The following is an 18,609-nucleotide window of genomic DNA, read 5'->3' on the forward strand; positions in this document are numbered from 1 at the left end:
TGAACACCTCAATAAGAATATCCATCTTTTTTATCAGCTCGACGAAGCACCTGCCACGCGCCGTTTTCGTAGGCGCAGATCCCGAGACCCAAGCTTTCGGCAATGGGTCCGGACCAGAAATCGCGAACCGCCACGCCTTCCATGACGTGATAGAGGGCCCGTATGCTGACGCCGTGACCGACGATAAGGACGTGCTCGTCCTGCGTCTGTTCCAGGCGCCGCAAAAAAGCTTCCGTCTTTCGGTAAAGGTCGTGAAAATCCATGAGGCCTTCCCGGTGATACTTCTCCGGCGTCTTTAAATAAAGGCGGGAGATGGGATCTTTTAAAATGTCTTTAAAAAGCATCCCCTCCCAAGGCCCCAAGGGCAACTCGCGAAGTGCTTCTACTTCTATTATGGGCACAGATCGCGATTTTAGCAAGCCCTCCGCTGTCTTTCGGGCCCGCTTTAAGTCCGAGGTGTAACAGCGGTCGAAGGGCACGGAGGCCAACTCCTCTCTCATGGATTCAATGGCCGCCTGTCCTTCCCGGGTGATGGGCGAATCCATTTGCCCCTGGATGCGATCCTCGCGGTTCCACTCCGTCTCCGCGTGGCGCAGGATATAGAGCTTCATCATTTAGATGCGTTCGAGAACAAAGGCGATGGTTCCGTCGTTTAATTCGGTCTTTTCCGCATCCAGAGGTTTCTTTTCCATGGATTCCGCCAGAGTTTCTTCCATGATTAAAGCTTTCGATGCTTCCAGCGCCGCTTCCACGTCGCCGTCGGCATCGTAGGCGATGCGAATGTGGTCGGTGACGTCGTAGTCGTTGGACTTCCGTTGCTTTTGTACCTTCGAAATAAATTCCCGGACGTAGCCTTCGGCGATTAATTCTTCGGTGAGCTCCGTGTCCAAGATAGCGAAGAGATTGTCGTCCATGCAGACGTCGAAGCCTTCCTTGGAGGAAATGTCCACGAGGACGTCGTCCAGATTGACTTCCGTGTCTTCGCCGTTTAGGTTCATGGTGACGCTGCCCTTCTTCAGCTCATCGTAAAGGGCCTTGGCATCGCCCTGAGCCAGAATTTTTTGGAAGTCCTTGATCTTGGGGCCGAACTTTCTGCCCACCTCTTGGAAATTTGGCTTCAATCTGTAGGTCATGTACTTGCTCAAATCCTCTGAGAAGACCACAGTCTTGACGTTCAGCTCCTCTTCAATTAAATCGGATAGGTCGCCGATAATGGGCTTCAGATTCCCATCCACCAAGACCTCGCTCAAGGGCTGGCGCACCTTGATCTTGGCATTTTCCCGTCCGGCGCGGCCCAAGGTGACCAATTGACGAACGATGGCCATTTTTTCTTCCAGCTTTTCGTCGATGGCAGCTTCGTCGGCGGTGGGATAGTCCGCTAAGTGGACGCTTTCGCCGCCGTCCAGGGTTTGATAAAATTCCTCGGCGATAAAGGGCGCGAAGGGTGCGATTAATTTTGCCACGCCGAGCAAAATGTCGTAGGTGGTCTTAAAGACCGCATCCCGAGAGGGGCTGTCTTCTTCGTCCCAGAAGCGACGTCTGTTTCGGCGGATGTACCAGTTGGAGAAATCCTCCGACACGAAATCCTGAATGTCGCGAACCACCTTATTCACCTCGTGAATTTCCATATTTTCCACCACGGACTTCACCAGGCTGTTGTATTTGGAAAGCATCCAGCGGTCGATTTCGTCGTAGGCGACGTCGGTGACTTCTCTGGGATCCACGTCGTTAATATTGGCATAGAGGGTGAAGAAATTATGGATGTTTCTTAAGGTGCGGAAGAATTTGCCGTTGACCTCTCTCAATCCGTCTTCGTCGAACTTCGTCGGGCTCCACGGCGGAGAGACGTACATGAGGTACCAGCGCACCGCATCGGCGCCGTACTTTTCGAAAAGCTCCGTCGGCGACACGGTGTTGCCCCGGGATTTACTCATCTTCTTGCCTTCTTTGTCCAGGATCAAATCGTTGACCAGGACGCTCTTGTAGGGCGCCTTGCCGGTCATGAAGGTGGAGATGGCCAGGAGGGAGTAGAACCAGCCCCGGGTTTGGTCGATGCCTTCACAGATGAAATCGGCGGGGAAGAGTTTGTCGAATGCCTCTTTGTTTTCAAAGGGATAGTGCCATTGAGCGAAGGGCATGGAGCCGGAGTCGAACCAGCAGTCGATGACGTCGGTTTCTCTTACCATGGTTCCGCCGCATTCGCAGCGCAAATGCACGTCGTCTACATAGGGGCGGTGAAGTTCCACGGTTTCGTCGATGTCTTCGATGGCCTCATCCACCAATTGCTTAATGCTTCCGATGCTTCGCGTCTTGCCGCAATCCGGGCAGCGCCACACGGGGAAGGGGGTGCCCCAGTATCTGGAGCGGGAGATGGCCCAGTCGTTTAGGTTTTCCAGCCAGTTGCCGAAGCGCTTTTCGCCGACGAAGGAGGGGAACCAATCGACGCCGTCGTTGTTTTTCACCAGCTGCTCTTTAAACTTCGTCACCTCGATGTACCAGGAGGGGTGAGCGTAGTAGATCAAGGGCGTCTTGCAGCGCCAGCAGTGGGGATAGTTGTGGACGATGGTTTCCTTGCTGAAGACCTTGTCCTGCATCTTCAGATAGTCGATGATTTCTTCGTTGACGCTGTGAACGAATTGGCCCTTCCATTGGGTTTCGGTAAAGTTGCCGTCGTCGTCTACCGGTTTCACGAAGGCCAAGTCATTTCTGCGGCCCGTTTGATAGTCGTCTTCCCCGAAGGCGGGAGCCGTGTGGACGATGCCCGTACCGTCTTCCGTGGTGACGTAGTCGGCGAGGACGACGACAAAGGCCTTGCCATCCACGTGGATTTGATCGATGAGCTGTTCATAGGCGCGGCCGTCGAGCGCTTTGCCCTTGACGACGTCCAGCACCTCGTATTCATCTTTTAACACCTTGTCTAAAAGATTTTTCGCCAGGTAATAGACATTGCCGTCGGCATATTTGACCTTGGCGTAATCCACGTCGGGGTGCACGGCCAATGCCACATTGGAAGGCACGGTCCAAGGCGTGGTGGTCCATGCCAGGTAGTAGGCATCTTCGTCCTTTGCCTTAAACTTCATGGTAATGGTGGGCGTCTTGTCTTCCTGATAGCCCTGTGCCACCTCGTGAGAAGCGAGGCCCGTGCCGCAGCGGGGGCAGTAAGGCAAAATCTTGTGGCCCTCGTAGATCAGGCCTTCGTTAAACATTTTATCCAGGATGTACCAGACGCTCTCGATGTAGGAGTTGTTGAGGGTAATGTAGGGATCGTCCAAATCCACGAGGTAACCCATGCGGGTGGTCATTTGCCGCCACAAGCTTTCGTATTCGAACACCGACTCGCGACATTTCTTGTTGAACTTTTCGATGCCGTATTTTTCGATGTCTTGCTTGTTGTGAAGGTTCAGCTTCTTTTCCACTTCGATTTCAACGGGGAGGCCGTGGGTATCCCAGCCGGCTTTGCGATTGACTCTATAGCCCTGCATGGTTTTATAGCGGCAGGTTAAGTCCTTTAACGTCCGCGCCATGACGTGGTGAATGCCGGGCTTGCCGTTGGCCGTCGGCGGCCCTTCGTAGAAAATAAAATCTTCCTTGCCTTCGCGGGTCTCCACGGATCGCTTCAACAGATCCATGTCTTGCCAAAAATCGACGATGCGCTTTTCACGCACGTCGGCCATGTCTTGGGACAATGTCTCAAATTTCGCCATAATACTCTCCTTTATTTAAAAATCTATAAAAAAAGTCCCCTCGTCTGATGACGAAGGGACGCTTTTATACGCGGTACCACCCTACTTATAGGATTCTATCACTCAAAGCCTTAACGCGGCGAACGACCATAAGGTTCTAGGGAAGGTGATGCGACTTTCACTGTATTGGCACGTCTCAGCTCCTGTGCCTCTCTGTGAATAGGGAATGAAAATCTTCGGCTTCCATTAATCGATATAATCTGTAATTTTCATGGACTGCAATTGACCGATAACGTCTCTTTGCAAACCGTACATGCTTCGGTGGAATTTGCACCCGGCAATTTCTTTTGTGTTGAAGCGGTTGCAATAGGGGTCATTTGCGTGTAAGCAACGATTCAACTCGATGGGTCCGTCGATGGCGAGAATAATATCGTACAGCGATATGCCTTCCGCCGGACGGTTAAGAATGTAGCCGCCCTTGGCGCCACGACGGGACGCGGTCAGCCCGCCAATGTTCAGCTTGCGCAAAATACGCAATGTAAACCTGGAAGGGATGCCCATGGTCTCTGAGATAGTCGGCGCACCGACAACTTGCCCTTCGTGAGCCGCCAGATGGGCGATAATACGAAAGGCGTAATCAATTTCCTGCGTCAGCTTCAATGCCTCACATCCTCCCTCAAATTTATCTAGATAAGGTATTCTAACATATTTATTTATTTTGGTAAAGCATAGAACCTGCCGTGCTCGGCCATAAATAGTTTGACCAGAAGAGACTCTTCGTCCAAAGCCACGTCTTCCAAATGAATCATCTGTCCCTTTTTCACGGGGCGGCGAAGCTTCGCCTCGCCGACGAGAAGTCCGATGGGAAGGAGGCCTTCGTCGTAAGCCCGATCCGCCTCCACCAATGTGCCGTAGGCCGTGTCGGATCCGATGCCTTGGATGGGTTCGCCCGCCTCCATATCTTTTTTCGCCACGGCGACGGTGTGGGCCACATAGCCCGCCTCCGGAGCAATCGTGGCCTCATTATACAAAACGGCTTTTGCAATTGTCAAAGGGGTTTCGATATTCGTCAGGTGATAGGGTCGGTACAAAATGTAATTGGGCCCGTCGCCCATGGAAAGATAGGGCATTTCCCTTTGAATCACCGGCTCGTCGGATTCCACGGAGACGAAGACGCCGGGGGCGATGCCGTGAACGAAATTCACCGTGCCCCTGCGGTTCATCTCCCCGCCCATATCCTTAGTCAAAAGCTTTTTGCTCAGATCCTTTATATCGGCGTGCATGCCCACGCAGCCGCCCTCGTCGGGCAAGAGGCCCGTGGCATTACATACGGCATTGAGCTCGATCATGGTATTGGTGGCGTCGACGAAGGAGGTGAGCATGCGGGGGCTGATGCCTTTTTTCTCCGCCTCGTCCCTTAAGGTCTCGGGAGTCGCCTCCACATTCATGGGATTGTTCTTTCCCTTTCCGGCGGCGACGACGCGGAAGCCTAAAAATTCGGCGAAATCATAGAGCTCCATAATGGCGCCGGGCTCGTCTCCCGCCGTGCCCGTGTAGCAAAGGCCCTTCTCCTGTGCCTTTTTTAAGAAATAGGGCCCGAGGAGCACGTCGCATTCCACATTAAAGCTGATGATGCGCTTGCCTGCATTCAATCCGTTTTCGTTTAACTGAGCGCCTGCCTCCGTATTCCCGGTGCAGTCGCAAATGGCATCCACTTCCTCCAGCTCCCAGGCCAGAGCGTTGTTCGTGGTAAGAACCGTCTTGCCCTCTTTAAGAAGCTCTCGAACTTCTTTTTCATCCAAGGTAAATCCGTAGGCGTCTTCTTTTAAGCCCACGTCCTTCGCCTTGTCCAAAAGGGCCTCTTCTCCTCTGGACGACCAAAGAACGACATCTATATTCTTAATACTTTTTAATTGTGCAACTAATCCCGATCCCATTAATCCGGCGCCGACGACGGCGATGCGTATGGGACCGTGGATAGACAAATCTTTTTGCAGCTTCATATTTGTCCTCCAATCATTCTTTAGAATTATAGCATAGATTGTCCCCTGCGGCGAAAGCCTCGGCCCACTACAGGCGAATCTTAACGCTATTTTTGATTTTCATCGGCGCCAAAGGGTATGAATTACCAGAATAGGAGTGAATTTATGAACAAGAACTATACATTAATGGAAAAGCGAACCATCGACGAGTTACACGGCGAGGTTTCTCTTTTAAAACATAATCGAACGGGGGCACAGATCCTCCTCATCGACAATCATAACCACAACAAGACCTTCGCCATCGGCTTTAAGACGCCGCCGGAAGATTCCACCGGCGTCGCCCACATTGTGGAGCACTCCACGCTGTCGGGCTCGCGGAAGTACAAGACGAAGGAGCCCTTTATGGACATGGTGGCATCCAGCGTGCAAACTTTTTTAAACGCCATGACCTATCCCGACAAGACCCTCTACCCCATCAGCTCCAGGAACGAGAAGGACTTTTGCCAGCTAATGGACGTGTATCTGGACGCGGTCTTTTACCCGGCCATGAAGAAAAATCCCAAGATTTTTTATCAGGAAGGTTGGCATCCGGAAATTCAGGACGAGAGCCTCGTGGCCAACGGCGTGGTCTTTAACGAAATGAAGGGGGTCTATTCCGATCCCAACAATCGCATCAGCGACATGATTCGAGAAAGACTCCACCCCACGGGCACCTATTCCCACGATTCCGGCGGCAATCCGAAAAACATTCCCGATTTAACTTACGACGCCTTTTTGGCTTTCCACGCCCGCTACTACCACCCCTCCAACAGCTACATCCTTCTCGCCGGAGATTTGGATTTCGACGAGCGCCTGAACTATTTAGACGAAGAATATTTAAGCCGCTTTGATTACGCGGATCCGGCCTCTGACATCGTCGGCCATCCCTTTTTCGACGAGCCCAAGGAATTTCACGACAGCTACGATTTAAGCGAAGAGGAAGACCCCGCCGGGAAGAATTACTTCGCCTTCTCCCTCTGTGCCAAGGAAAATCCCACGCCGGAAGACCTCTTGCTGCGCAGTTTCTTTCAAGAGCTTTTCGTCGAATCGGAAAACGGCCTCTTGAAAAAGCCCTTGCAAGATGCGGGCATCGGCGAAGACGTGTACTCGGAACTTTCCGTATCCAATACCTGGGACTTCACCCTGGTAGCCTACCGCGCCGACGGGGCTCGCTACGAGGATTTTAAATCCATCGTCAACGATACCTTAAACCGCTTGGCCGATGAGGGCATGGACGAGGATCTTTTGGAAGCGACCCTGGAAAAATTTGAATTTACCGTGCGCCGCGGCGGCGGCAGCCACGCCGATCTCATCTCCTACATCGGCGCCTTAAACACCTGGCTCTACGGCCAAAGCCCCTTGGACGGCTTGGAAGTGCTGCCTCTTTTAAATGAAATGCGTGAGAAGATCGGCACGGATTACTATCAGGAAAAGATCCGAGAATTTTTCTTAAAACCGACCCACCGCCTCTTTATGAATGTGGCGCCGGAGAAGGGCAAGCAAAAGAGAGAAGACGAGGCTCTGGCCGCAAAACAAAAAGCGGATCTCGCCGCATTGTCCGACGAAGAGAAAAAAGAAATCGAAGCTCTGGTCAAAGACCTGAGGGATTATCAAATGGCGCCGGATTCCGCCGAGGCCAAGGCCACCATTCCCAAGCTGGATCTCGAGGACCTGGCCGACGGCATCACGGACATCCCCCGCGACGTCGCAGAAAAAGACGGCGTCACTTTGACGAAAAATCCTCTGAACACCAATGGCATCGTCTATACGAACCTGGCCTTTCACATGGGCCATTTGACGGAAGAGGAATTGGCCTATGCCTCCCTGTTAGGGGAAGTATTGACCAAAGTCGCCACGAAAAATTACGACGAGGCGGCCCTTGAAACGGAAATCTTCCTCTCCGGCGGCGGCTTTACCTTCGACACCCCTGTGGAAGAGACGAAAGCGGGCTATGCCCCCTACTTCTTTATCTCAACCGGTGCCCTGCCCAGGCAGATCGAGCGGGGCTACGCCGTACTGGATGAAATCCTTCACGACAGCCGCCTGGCTGACGCAAACAGGCTCAAGACGATTTTAGAAGGGCTCAAGGCGGACATCGCTAACACCCTCTTGCAGTCGGGCCACAGTATCGTCTCCAATCGCGTGCGCACCCACTTCAGCGAAGGCGCTTATGTAGACGATATAATGAACGGCCTCGCCTTCTTCGACTTCGTCTGCGACCGCGTCGACGAAAAGAATTACGCGGCCGTGGGCGAAAAGCTTCAGGCCGTGGCGAAGAAATTATTCGCCAAAGATCGCCTCACATTAAATCTCATTGCGGAAAAAGAGGACTTGGACGAGGCGGAAGACGCCCTCTCTCCCCTGATTCAATCCTTTGACCTCATCGGCGCCGAAGATTATTCCCCGGCCTTTACGCCCGAAAAGGTAAAAGAGGCCTTCACCTTAAATTCTCAGGTCAATTACATTGCCAAGGGCGGCAATTTTAAAGACCTGGGCAAAAGCTACTCCGGCGACATGGCGGTGCTGGCCAATGTGATCAGCAATCTCTATCTGCACCGGGAAATTCGCGCCAAAGGCGGCGCTTACGGTGCCGGCATTCGCATCGCGAAAAGCGGCAATGTGGCCACCTACTCCTATCGGGATCCCCACGTGAAGGAAACCATCGCCGCCTACGACGGCATCGGCGATTTCCTTCGCTCCCTGGAGCTTTCCGAGCGGGATCTGGCGGATATGATCATCGGCGTCATGAACGTCTTCGATCCCCACATGGCGCCCCCCTCTTACGGCCTCATGGACTTTAAGCGCTTCTTAAACGGCACGAGCAGTGCTGAGATCGAATCTCTCCGTGAAGAGGCTCTAAAGACCACTGTGACGGATTTAAAGGGCTATGGCGACATGATGGACGCCCTTATGGGCGAAGATCAACTGGTGGCCATGGGATCCGAGGCCGCCTTAAAAGAAACGGCCGCCTTCGACCGCTACGAAAGTTTAAATCGATAATTCGACGAACAACAAAGCCCCGACATCCGAGAGCGATGGCGGGGCTTTTTCACGCCCGAATGTCTGCGCAAAAAAAGAAGCCCCCAAGGACTTCTTTTTCTGATTAACAGCAACAGCCGCCACTGCCTGCGCTTTCCGAATCCACCGAAGGCGAGGTGGAGCAGCCTTCGAAGGGGCCGAAGTGTCGGGAGCGATCGCCGATGACTTCGAAGTATTTGCCGAAGCGGGTTTGTTGAATCATGGCACAGGTGTTGCCGCAAACCGAGGCGGGCAGGTCCTTTTCGAAATGGTGGTGATCGTCCAGGTCAAAGGCAAATTCGTTGCCGACGATGCCGCCTTTGTAAATAATAAATTGGCCGTATTGTTCGCAAATGTCTTCCAGAAATTCGGGCAACTTCATGGCGCGAATGGTGCGGGAGGTAAAGCCGATATTGCCGGTTAATTTTTCAATTTCCGGATTGTCCACGGCCGCTTTGGAAGAAGACATGTAGCGGAAATCCTCCCAGCCCACTTTGCGCATGAGCCGGCGGAAATCTTCCACATACATGGCGCCGCCGATGCATTCGCCGCGTAGGACGGGGTGATCTTCCAATTCCTTCGGCATGCGGCGATCGGCGAAAATGTCCGAGAAGTAGAGTTCGCCGCCTTTTTTCAGCACGCGGTAGATTTCGCCGAACACCGCTTCTTTGTAGGGGGACAGATTGATGACGCAGTTGGAAATAACCACATCGACGCTTTCGTCTTCGATTCCGGCGGATTTTAAATCTTCGATATAACCCTTGACGAAGGTGACGTTCGATTCCTTGTAGCCGAATTTTTTCGCCATTTCGTCTTGGTGGGCTTTGGCGATGGCCAATTGATCGTCGTTCATGTCCAGGCCGATGACCTTGCCCTTTTCGCCCACGAGCTTGGAAACCATGTACACGTCGAGGCCCGTGCCGCAACCTAAGTCCAAGACGGTGCAGCCTTCCAAAGCCGGCGGAATGGGCGAACCGCAGCCGTAGAAACGGAGAATGATTTCGTCGGGAATTTGTTCTCTGATCACTTGCAAGTGTTCCGGCATATTGTCCAGGGCGCAGGAGCAAATATTGGTTTCCATTTGACCTTCTTTTTCGCCGGTGACTTCCGAATAATATTTTTTAACTTCTTCGCGAATATCCATGTTACTCTCCTTTAGCAGCAGCAATTATTGTTCGATTTCGATTGTTGTAAGGGTTCGATGACTTTCGTAAAGACCAAAGCCGCCAGGGCGCTTCCCACACAGGGACCCAGGGTGTAGACCAAAAGAACCTGCGGTGAAAAGGCTACGGCTTTAAAGCCGACCAGGTAGCCGACGATGCGGGGGCCCAAGTCACGGGCGGGATTTAAGCCCGCATTGGTCATGGGGCCGATGGTGCCGATAAGGCAAGAGATGGTGAGCCCGATAAACAAGGGGAAAAGATCGTCGCTGGGACGACCCAGATTGCAGCCTTCGGTCATGGAGAAAATAATAATGACCAGAATAAAGACGCCGAGACCTTCCGCAAAAGCGGCGACGCCGGGGCTGATGACGCCTTTCGCCGTGTTGGGGAAGACTTCGCACCAGATACTCGAGGGGCCGCTGGCCACGCTCATGGTCAAATTGTCGGCGACGAGGGCCGCTTGCACACTGTCTTTAAAGAAAATCCACAGGGCCAGGCCGGCTAAGAGGGCGCCGATCATTTGGCCGCAAAAATACACTGGAAAGTTTTTCCACGCGCAACGGCCGCTGAGGCACATGGCCAAGGTCACCGCAGGATTAAAGTGAGCCGCGGATAAGTTTCTCGTGGCGTAAATGGCGATGGCGATGGCGAGCCCCCAAATCATACCTACCTGAAAGGGACCGGTGTGGGCGCCGTACAAGGTTGCCGTGGCCACGGCACCGATGCCGAAAAAACACATAAGAAAAGTGCCGATGACCTCGCCCATCATCGAGTGCATCCACACTTTAGGCTCCGACTTAACTACGTCGTTCATAATTCCTCCTTTTGGATAATATATTTATTATCAGTTTATCCTCTGGAGTAAATTCCTGTCAATGAACATAGATATCTATTCGTTTTTACAATGGAGAATGTTTTTTGCCCCCGTTTTTCTATAGCCGTCTTCATTGAAAAAGCACCGAGCCTATGCTCAGTGCTTTCGTTTACTTATCTTCTTTTAAGGCTTGGCTTGCTTCTTCGGAAAGCTCGTCCCTTTCGATGTGCTCCCCGGTTCCCAGGGGATCTTCGGAAAGGGTCTCGCCGTTAAAGATGGCTTCGAATTCCTTGCCGCTAATGGTTTCTCTGTCCAAGAGGGCGTCGGAGACGCGGAGCAGAGTGTCCATGTTCTCTTTCAAAAGAGTCTTTGCCTTGTTGTAAGCATCCCCGACGAATCGGCGCATTTCTTCGTCGATTTCCGCAGCCACTTCTTCGGAGTAATCCTTTGTGTGGCTCATGTCCCTGGCGACGAAGACCGAATCGGAATCGCTGCCGTAGGTTAAGGTGCCGACCTTTTCGCTCATGCCGTAGGTAGTGACCATCTCACGGGCGAGCTTCGTGGCCCGCTCGATGTCGTTGGATGCGCCGGTGGAGATGTCGCCTAAAACTAAATCCTCCGCCACGCGGCCTCCTAAGAGGCTCACCAGCTCGTCCTGCATTTCCGTCTTCGTGGTGAAATGCATAATGTCGTCGTCGGGCAAAAAGGCCGTAAAGCCGCCGGCGCGACCGCGGGGAATGATGGTGATCATGTGCACCGAATCAAATCCCGGCAAGAGGCGGGAGACTACGGCATGACCCGCCTCGTGAACCGCCGTGAGCTTGCGCTCTTTTTCCTTAATGACGGCGCTGGTCTTTTCGGGACCTGCCACCACTTTAATGCTGGCCTCGTTGACGACGGCCATGGTGATCTTTCTCAAATTGGCGCGAGCCGCCAAAAGGGCCGACTCGTTCATTAGGTTTTCAAGATCCGCCGGAGTAAAGCCTGCCGTACGCTTGGCCACTACGGACATGTCCACGTCCTCGGCCATGGGCTTTTTCTTGCCGTGAAGTTCCAAAATTTCTTTTCGCGCCCGCACGTCGGGAAGGCCGACGTAAATTTGTCGGTCAAAGCGCCCCGGGCGAAGAAGGGCAGGGTCCAAGATGTCGGCACGGTTGGTGGCCGCCATGACGATGACCCCTTCATTGGTGCCGAAGCCGTCCATTTCCACGAGCAGTTGATTTAAGGTTTGTTCCCGCTCGTCGTGACCGCCGCCGAGGCCCGCGCCCCGTCTGCGTCCCACGGCGTCGATTTCGTCGATGAAGATAATACAGGGGGCGTTATTTTTTGCCGTTTCAAAAAGATCCCGCACCCGGCTCGCGCCGACACCCACATACATTTCCACGAAATCCGAACCGCTCATAATATAAAAAGGCACCTTCGCCTCGCCTGCCACGGACTTGGAAAGGTAGGTCTTCCCCGTTCCCGGCGGCCCCACGAGGAGCACCCCTTTGGGAATGCGCGCCCCCATGGCGACGAATTTACCCGGGCTCTTTAGAAAGTCGACGATTTCGGAAAGTTCTTCCTTTTCTTCTTTCAAACCCGCCACGTCTTTAAACGTAATTTTATTATCCTCATCTTCCATGACCCGGGCCTTGCTCTTGCCGAAATTCATCATGCGGCCGCCGGCGCCTTGCTGGGATCGCATAAAGCTGAAGAACAGATAGCCCATAAAGAGCATGACCACGAAAGTGGGCAGAAAACTGGTCAAAGAAGGGGATTGATTATTGACAGGCGTAGAGGACAGGGCGATATCGCCGCGCTCCACCGGCTTCTTTAAATACTGCTCATAAAAGGAATCGCCGATAATGGGCGGGATGTTTGTCCGAACTACGTCTTTGTTTTTTTTCGTTACCAGAGCTTCCGAACCCTTTAGGTCGATGGATTTTATTTTATCCTGTTGGATCATTTCCACAAGCTTCGTGTAGCTGATCTCTTCCGTCGCCCGTTGGGACGGATTCATAAAGTAAATGCCGAAAATCAGCATGCCGAGAAGCACGAGATAAAAGGCGACGCCGCTCCATTTTCTATTCAATATTACTAACCTCCTCTTCTGTCGTACTCTTCAGTATACCATATTTAAGGTATTATTTTTCGTAAATCTCAGGCTTTAATACGCCGACATAGGGCAGGTTTCTATATTTTTCCGCAAAGTCGATGCCGTAGCCCACGACGAATTTATCCGCCACCTCGTAGCCCACGTAATCCACCTGCACCGCCCGCTCCCGGCGGGAGGGCTTGGTAAGCAAGGTGGCGATGGCCACGTCCTTTACGCCGCGACTTTCCATGACTTTCGTCAAATAGCTGAGGGTGAGGCCCGTGTCCACAATGTCCTCCACGATAAGAACGGACTTTCCTTCCACCGTGGTGGAAAGGTCTTTTAAGATCCGCACCTCGCCGCTGGAGGTGGTGGATGTGCCGTAGCTGGAAACGTCCATAAAGTCGATTTCCATAGGCAGGTCGATGGCCTGAATCAAATCCGCCATAAAGGCGAAGGCGCCTTTTAAAATGCCGATGACGATAAGATTTTTTCCGCGAAAGTCGTCGGTGACGGCACGACCGATGCGTTGTACGGCCTCCTGTATCTCTTCTTTGGAAATTAAAACTTCCGCTACATCTCTTTCGATGGAATCCACGCGAGTTTCTGCCATGATTTTTCCTCCTGCCTATAGGCTTTTCTCAAACCGACGACCCAAATCACTTCGTCTCCTTCGACGACCACGGGCCAGCTGTCCCGCAGCTCGCGATTGATTTTTGCGTCGATAAAAACATCCTTTAATTTCTTGCGGCCGACCTTTAACCCAATCACATCCCCGGGCCTCCTGGTGCGAATTTTTACGCGGGAAGGATCCTTGACGTAGACAAAATCCTCGCCCTCGCCTAAGTAAAAGCGGTGGCCCATAAATTCGGCCTCGCCGTCGATTAAGCTTACAGCATCGATAGGCTCCGTCCCTGCAGGGGGCGGGGAAAAAATAATTTTATCGTAGCTCCGCGCCACCCGCAGGCCCGGAAGGTCGATGCCCTTGCCCGTCTGTGCCTCTTTTAATCCGTCGACGGCTAAAATGTGCTCGTAGCCGATATTTTTCACATGGCCCTTGATGCTTTCGATCGCCCTGCGAAAGACCCGCCGGCGCAAAGCGTCGGGCAGGTCAAAAATTTCCTCGTCGATGCTTACGCGCGTGGGCGACTCGTGCGCCAGGGCCTCGTAACGCTTTTCGGCCTCCCGGGACAAATAGCCCTCGTCCTCCTCTACCATGGTTCGAAAATTTGACATGGCTCGACGAAAGCCGGGGTTAATGGCCTCGGCTTCGGGGATGATGTTGAGGCGCACCCGGTTTCTGGAATAGGTGGGCTCGAGATTGGTCTCATCCACCACATAGGGAATGTGGTTTTCCTCCAGTGCCGCCAGAATCTCCTCTTTTGTCAAAGAGAGCAGGGGCCGAAACAGGTCCCCCTCCAGCACCTTCATGCCCTCCATGCCCCGGAGGCCGGTGCCTCGAATCAGCCGCAGGAGCATGGTCTCCACCTGATCGTCCAAGTGGTGAGCCAGGGCGATGAGCCCGCCGGGCGCTTTATGGCGCCTGAAAAAATCGTAGCGCAAAATCCGTCCCGCTTCCTCCGTGCCCAATTTATTTTTCCGGGCATAGGCGGTTACGTCGGCCCGCTCGACGACGAGGGGAACGGCCCACTCCCTACAAAGGGCCTCGACGAAGGCCTGATCCCTGTCCGCCGTCTCCCTGAGGCCGTGATGCAAATGGGCGGCCCTTAAATCAAAGGGCACCTTCTCTCTATAGGCCTTCAGCAAACAGAGCAGATACATGGAATCCGGCCCGCCGGATAAGGCCACGAGGACGTGGCTGTCCCTATGGATGATTTCGTCGAATGACACGATCACAAAGGCCTCCGTTCAAAAAAAGAGCGTCGCTCGGCGACGCTTGCTTTATCTTCTCTTCGTCTTACCTTGTCTCACATTGCGACGCTGTTTCGCACTTTCAATCTTTTCATTGCTGACCTTCATGAATTTGCTCAACATATCGTCGAAGCTGGACGCATCGGATTTATGGACTTCTCTGTTTAATTGAACCGCCTGTGGCAGGGGCTTTTTCTGTTCCGTCTTCGGCCGAGCCTGCTTCATGCTTAAGGCGATTTTTCCGCCGTCATCCACGGTGAGCACCTTGACCTTGACCTTTTGCCCCATGGATAAATGATCCGAGACTTCCTTGACGTATTCATCGGATATTTCCGAAATATGTACCAGGCCGTTGTGATCCTCGTCCAATTGAACGAATGCTCCGAATTTTACGATGCCCGTGACGACGCCGTCTAAAATAGCTCCTACTTCGATTGCCATAAATTACCTTGAATCCTCCTCGTTGGTTTCGCCCGCCCGTTCTTTTTCCTTGTCCACGTAAATAACCTCTCTCGGCTTTACCATGCCTAAATCCTCACGGGCCACCTCTTCCGCAAACTCCATGCTGTCGCTGTTGCGAATGGCGGCACCCGTGGCTTTTATTTCCTTGGAACGGGCTTCGATTTTCTTTTTGTTTTCCCGCATTAATGCTTCTTTTTGGCGAGTCTCTTTCCAGGTTCCGAAACTGATGACAACGCAAAGGACGACCACGGCGATAATCGCCCAACGGGCCGTTTGAACGGGTACTCTGTGAATTTTTCTTCCCTTTGCCATACACTCACCTCGATAATACTAGTATCGCACGTTTTGCCATTCTTTTCAATCGTCGGGAAGGATTTCGTAGAGATCTTCGGCGCCTTTTTTTTGCACATTGTCCTTAATGTCCAAGACCCGCACCCTTTGGCATCGATTGCCGAATTGCACGGCCACGGTATCGCCGATGGCCACCTCGTCCCCGGCCTTGGCGGTCTTTCCGTTAATGGTCACCCGGCCGCCGTCGCAGGCTTCCTTGGCCACGGTGCGACGTTTAATGATTCTTGCGTTTTTCAAATACTTGTCGATGCGCATAGTTTCCCCTTTAAAAAAAGGGCTCTTGCGAGCCCTCGAATTACTTGTTGACCGATTCTTTTAATGCCTTACCTGCGCGGAAGACGGGAGCCTTCGATGCGGGGATCTTAATGACTTCTTCAGGATTTCTCGGGTTTCTGCCTTCGCGGGCCTTGCGGTCACGTACTTCAAAGGTACCGAAGCCGACTAATTGGACTTTTTCGTCTTTAGCTAAGCTTTCTTCGATGGTGCTTAAGAATGCGTTTAATGCGTTTTCGGCATCTTTCTTGGATAAATTGCTTTTTTCAGCGATTTTGGAAATAAGTTCAGATTTGTTCATAATGTCCTCCTAAAGATTTTCATGTTCGTTTCTTTCTTTTTCGGAAAGAACGTCGGTGAATCGAGCCATCGTCGTCGCCAGCAAGCTTTCCGCATCGATCCCACAGCTTTCCGCGTCGGTCAATACGTCTATAAGGCCACGCGCTATGCGACGTGAATCCTCGTCCATGTCTGCCGTCGTCTCGGAGAGAAGAGGATCGCTCTTTGTGAGCCGGATCGTCTTTTGTCCCCGCAAAAGGGCCGGAAGACCGTCGTAGTGACGAAGCTTTTGCGATAGCGTTTGGCTGCCGCGTTCCGCCGATTTGATGCCTTCCCAATCATTGATGCCGCCTTGAAAGACGTGGGGATGGCGTCGAATCATTTTATCTACCAGCACCCGGACGAGACTCGCCAGGGTGAAGGTTCCTTCTTGCGCCGCCAGTTCGGCGTGAAAGATAACTTGAAAAAGGACGTCGCCCAGTTCTTCTTCCATGGCGAAGGCATCCTTGCAGTCGATGGCGTAGGCCGCCTCGTAAGCTTCCTCGATTAAATTGGCTTTAATGCTTTCATGAGTTTGTTTCACGTCCCAAGGGCAACCCTCGGGGCCGCGAAGCCGTCGAATCAGCCTAATAATATCCCTTACGTCCCCATGCTCATCTGTCTTCGGAACGAAGAGGCTGGTTTCATAGCCGTAATCGTCGAAGCGATCCAACATATAGACGAGCCGCTTTTCGAAAAAGGCCTTTTCCTCGTGTCCCGCATGGGACAGAACGAATACCTCGTGCTCGTCGCCGTAAAGCTCGGACAGGGCCAGCTTCAATTCGCGCACGATCCGCTGATTGTACACTTGGGTCACAATAGTGTCCACGTGCAGATCCAGATCCAAGTCGGAAAAATCGTCTCCGTTAATGATCTTCATGCCGTCGACGGGATCTCTCTTCACTGAGCTCAGGACCGGCTCGATAAAGCTCAAGCCGTCTACGATTTCAATGGCGGGATCCTTCTCCAGCAAATAGATCACGGTCTTTTCCGCGATCAGGGGGTGACCGGGAACGAAGTACGTAATGTCCTCGTCCCGGGACCGTTCCATTAAATCCTCGCAGATGGCGCGGTAAATGGAATCGAAGTCGTCCTCGGATTCGTACAGATAATCATAAGCTTGGTAAGGAATATGGTGGGAGCGAAAATACGCGACTGCATCGTGCGCTTCCGTCCTGAGAAATTTTTTCGATTCGTCGTGAATGGCCTCCAGAGCTTTAACCGTAAGGTCTTTTTCGTTGGTCGGACCGAGACCGACAATTCGTAGCTTTCCCATGACGTCCCCCTTTTACCTAAGTTATTGTACTATTCGCGGCAGGCTTTGTCTAGCTTAAAAAGGATTTTTTAGCCGAATTTAGCCATTTTTCGCCGAAACTCGTCGGCGATCTCCCTTAAAAAATAAAAGGACATAAAAAAACAGCCTATATGACATAGGCTGTTTCATTACCGAAGGGAAGCTTATTTCTTTTCTTCCGTCTTGTTGCCGGCGTTTTGTTCTTGCGTATTCTTTGCTTGTGCGTCGGCTTTTTCGTTTCCTTGACCCTTGGTGCCGCTGACCTTGATGGGTTCCACGGGAATGTCCTTCGCCGTGTTCACCAAGCGTTTGACCTTGGCATCCTTTTCGAGCTTGTCGTTGTATTCCTTAAACTTATCGCGAATCACCGCTTCCTTCACTGCGTCCTTGGCGCTGTTGAAGTCGTTGGAAATCTTGTCAAGCTTAATAATGTGGTAACCGAATTGGGTCTTTACGGGATCGGAAATTTCGCCGGGCTTCATGGAGAAGACTTTTTCGTCGAATTCCTTGACCATTTGTCCCGGTGTGAATTGACCTAAGGAGCCGCCGTTTTGAGCGGAACCGGTGTCCAGGCTCTTTTCCTTTGCCAGCTTCGCGAAGTCGGCGCCGCCGTCCAATTCCTTCTTAATCGCTTCGGCTTCTTCCTTGGTCTTGACCAAAATATGGCTGGCTTCCGCCGTTTTAAATTCGTCCTTGTGATCGTCGTAGTACTTCTTCAGTTCTTTTTCCGTCGGTTCCATTTCCTTCATCATTTTTTCTTGGTACTGTTGCATGAGAAGGTTGGTCTTCGTGTATTCCTTCATCTTTTCTTCGGTCAGGTTGTTTTCCTTCAGGGCTGCTTGTAATTTTTCTTCGCCGCCGTACATCTTGACCATCTTATCGAATTCGGCATCCACGTCCTTGTCCGAAATCTTAATGCCCTTGCTTTCGGCATCTTGTTTGTAAATTTCGAAGCGAACCAAATTGTCCAAGGTATTTTGACGCATCATTTCGCCCATGGTTTGCTTACCGTCTTGGGTCTTTTGGGTCAAGAAGTCTTCACCGTATTGAGCCATGGCTTGTTGGGCCTGCATCTTGTATTCCCGTTCGTAATCTTCGATGGAAATATCCTTGCCGTTTACCGTGGCGGCGACGTCTTTTTTGCCGCAGCCGGTTAAGAGAACCGAGGCAGCCAGGCAGACGACACCGATTTTTGTCAGAGTATGCTTAATAGTCATAATTTTCCTTTCTTTCTTCACATTGCTTTCTGTCTATTATAACAAA

16 protein-coding genes are annotated in these 18,609 nt (G+C 52.2%); 1 reads left to right on the plus strand and 15 read right to left on the minus strand.

Annotated elements, in window-relative coordinates:
• Nucleotides 1–8 precede the first annotated feature (8 nt).
• From BQ7397_RS07320 to BQ7397_RS07335, 4 genes are all read right to left on the minus strand, one after another.
• The gene (locus BQ7397_RS07320; protein WP_077075452.1) at nucleotides 9–614 is read right to left on the minus strand and encodes a histidine phosphatase family protein; all 606 of its coding nucleotides are present in this window, start codon (nucleotides 612–614) and stop codon (nucleotides 9–11) included.
• Nucleotides 615–3,704: an isoleucine--tRNA ligase gene (ileS, locus tag BQ7397_RS07325; protein WP_077075453.1), complete on the minus strand. Its 3,090-nt coding sequence runs from the start codon at nucleotides 3,702–3,704 to the stop codon at nucleotides 615–617. It abuts the gene before it with no gap.
• Between the two features lie 225 nt (nucleotides 3,705–3,929).
• Nucleotides 3,930–4,343 (minus strand): RrF2 family transcriptional regulator, encoded by a 414-nt coding sequence (locus BQ7397_RS07330; protein ID WP_077075454.1) that lies wholly within the window; start codon nucleotides 4,341–4,343, stop codon nucleotides 3,930–3,932.
• A 53-nt stretch (nucleotides 4,344–4,396) separates the two neighbouring features.
• Nucleotides 4,397–5,686: an NAD(P)H-dependent oxidoreductase gene (locus BQ7397_RS07335; RefSeq protein ID WP_077075455.1), complete on the minus strand. Its 1,290-nt coding sequence runs from the start codon at nucleotides 5,684–5,686 to the stop codon at nucleotides 4,397–4,399.
• A gap of 144 nt (nucleotides 5,687–5,830) precedes the next feature.
• On the opposite strand from BQ7397_RS07335, the gene BQ7397_RS07340 reads away from it, so the two are divergent.
• Complete coding sequence (locus BQ7397_RS07340) at nucleotides 5,831–8,704, plus strand: insulinase family protein (RefSeq protein ID WP_077075456.1); 2,874 nt, start codon at nucleotides 5,831–5,833, stop codon at nucleotides 8,702–8,704.
• Between the two features lie 103 nt (nucleotides 8,705–8,807).
• Here BQ7397_RS07340 and BQ7397_RS07345 read toward each other — a convergent pair whose 3' ends face one another.
• From BQ7397_RS07345 to BQ7397_RS07395, 11 genes are all read right to left on the minus strand, one after another.
• On the minus strand, nucleotides 8,808–9,866 hold the full coding sequence (locus tag BQ7397_RS07345) for a methyltransferase domain-containing protein (protein ID WP_077075457.1): 1,059 nt from the start codon (nucleotides 9,864–9,866) through the stop codon (nucleotides 8,808–8,810).
• 11 nt (nucleotides 9,867–9,877) lie between these two features.
• A complete protein-coding gene (locus tag BQ7397_RS07350) occupies nucleotides 9,878–10,699 on the minus strand; it encodes an MIP/aquaporin family protein (RefSeq protein ID WP_083703461.1) in 822 nt (273 codons plus the stop codon).
• A 169-nt stretch (nucleotides 10,700–10,868) separates the two neighbouring features.
• Entirely contained in the window at nucleotides 10,869–12,773 is a 1,905-nt protein-coding gene (gene ftsH, locus BQ7397_RS07355; protein ID WP_077075458.1) for an ATP-dependent zinc metalloprotease FtsH, read from the minus strand.
• Nucleotides 12,774–12,825: 52 nt separating this feature from the next.
• Entirely contained in the window at nucleotides 12,826–13,389 is a 564-nt protein-coding gene (gene hpt, locus BQ7397_RS07360; protein ID WP_200801211.1) for a hypoxanthine phosphoribosyltransferase, read from the minus strand.
• On the minus strand, nucleotides 13,350–14,633 hold the full coding sequence (gene tilS, locus BQ7397_RS07365; protein ID WP_077075459.1) for a tRNA lysidine(34) synthetase TilS: 1,284 nt from the start codon (nucleotides 14,631–14,633) through the stop codon (nucleotides 13,350–13,352). The genes hpt and tilS overlap by 40 nt, the downstream gene beginning before the upstream one ends.
• A gap of 45 nt (nucleotides 14,634–14,678) precedes the next feature.
• Nucleotides 14,679–15,089: a S1 RNA-binding domain-containing protein gene (locus BQ7397_RS07370; protein WP_077075460.1), complete on the minus strand. Its 411-nt coding sequence runs from the start codon at nucleotides 15,087–15,089 to the stop codon at nucleotides 14,679–14,681.
• A gap of 3 nt (nucleotides 15,090–15,092) precedes the next feature.
• Nucleotides 15,093–15,422 carry an FtsB family cell division protein gene (locus BQ7397_RS07375; RefSeq protein WP_077075461.1) on the minus strand — a complete coding sequence of 110 codons (330 nt, stop codon included), beginning with the start codon at nucleotides 15,420–15,422 and terminating at the stop codon, nucleotides 15,093–15,095.
• A 45-nt stretch (nucleotides 15,423–15,467) separates the two neighbouring features.
• Nucleotides 15,468–15,716 carry an RNA-binding S4 domain-containing protein gene (locus BQ7397_RS07380; protein WP_077075462.1) on the minus strand — a complete coding sequence of 83 codons (249 nt, stop codon included), beginning with the start codon at nucleotides 15,714–15,716 and terminating at the stop codon, nucleotides 15,468–15,470.
• Nucleotides 15,717–15,756: 40 nt separating this feature from the next.
• The gene (locus BQ7397_RS07385; protein ID WP_077075463.1) at nucleotides 15,757–16,035 is read right to left on the minus strand and encodes an HU family DNA-binding protein; all 279 of its coding nucleotides are present in this window, start codon (nucleotides 16,033–16,035) and stop codon (nucleotides 15,757–15,759) included.
• Between the two features lie 9 nt (nucleotides 16,036–16,044).
• The gene (locus tag BQ7397_RS07390) at nucleotides 16,045–17,328 is read right to left on the minus strand and encodes a MazG nucleotide pyrophosphohydrolase domain-containing protein (protein ID WP_077075464.1); all 1,284 of its coding nucleotides are present in this window, start codon (nucleotides 17,326–17,328) and stop codon (nucleotides 16,045–16,047) included.
• A 182-nt stretch (nucleotides 17,329–17,510) separates the two neighbouring features.
• Complete coding sequence (locus tag BQ7397_RS07395; RefSeq protein ID WP_077075727.1) at nucleotides 17,511–18,563, minus strand: peptidylprolyl isomerase; 1,053 nt, start codon at nucleotides 18,561–18,563, stop codon at nucleotides 17,511–17,513.
• Nucleotides 18,564–18,609 lie beyond the last annotated feature (46 nt).

This window comes from Aedoeadaptatus urinae, from assembly GCF_900155585.1.
GTDB lineage: Bacteria > Bacillota > Clostridia > Tissierellales > Peptoniphilaceae > Aedoeadaptatus > Aedoeadaptatus urinae.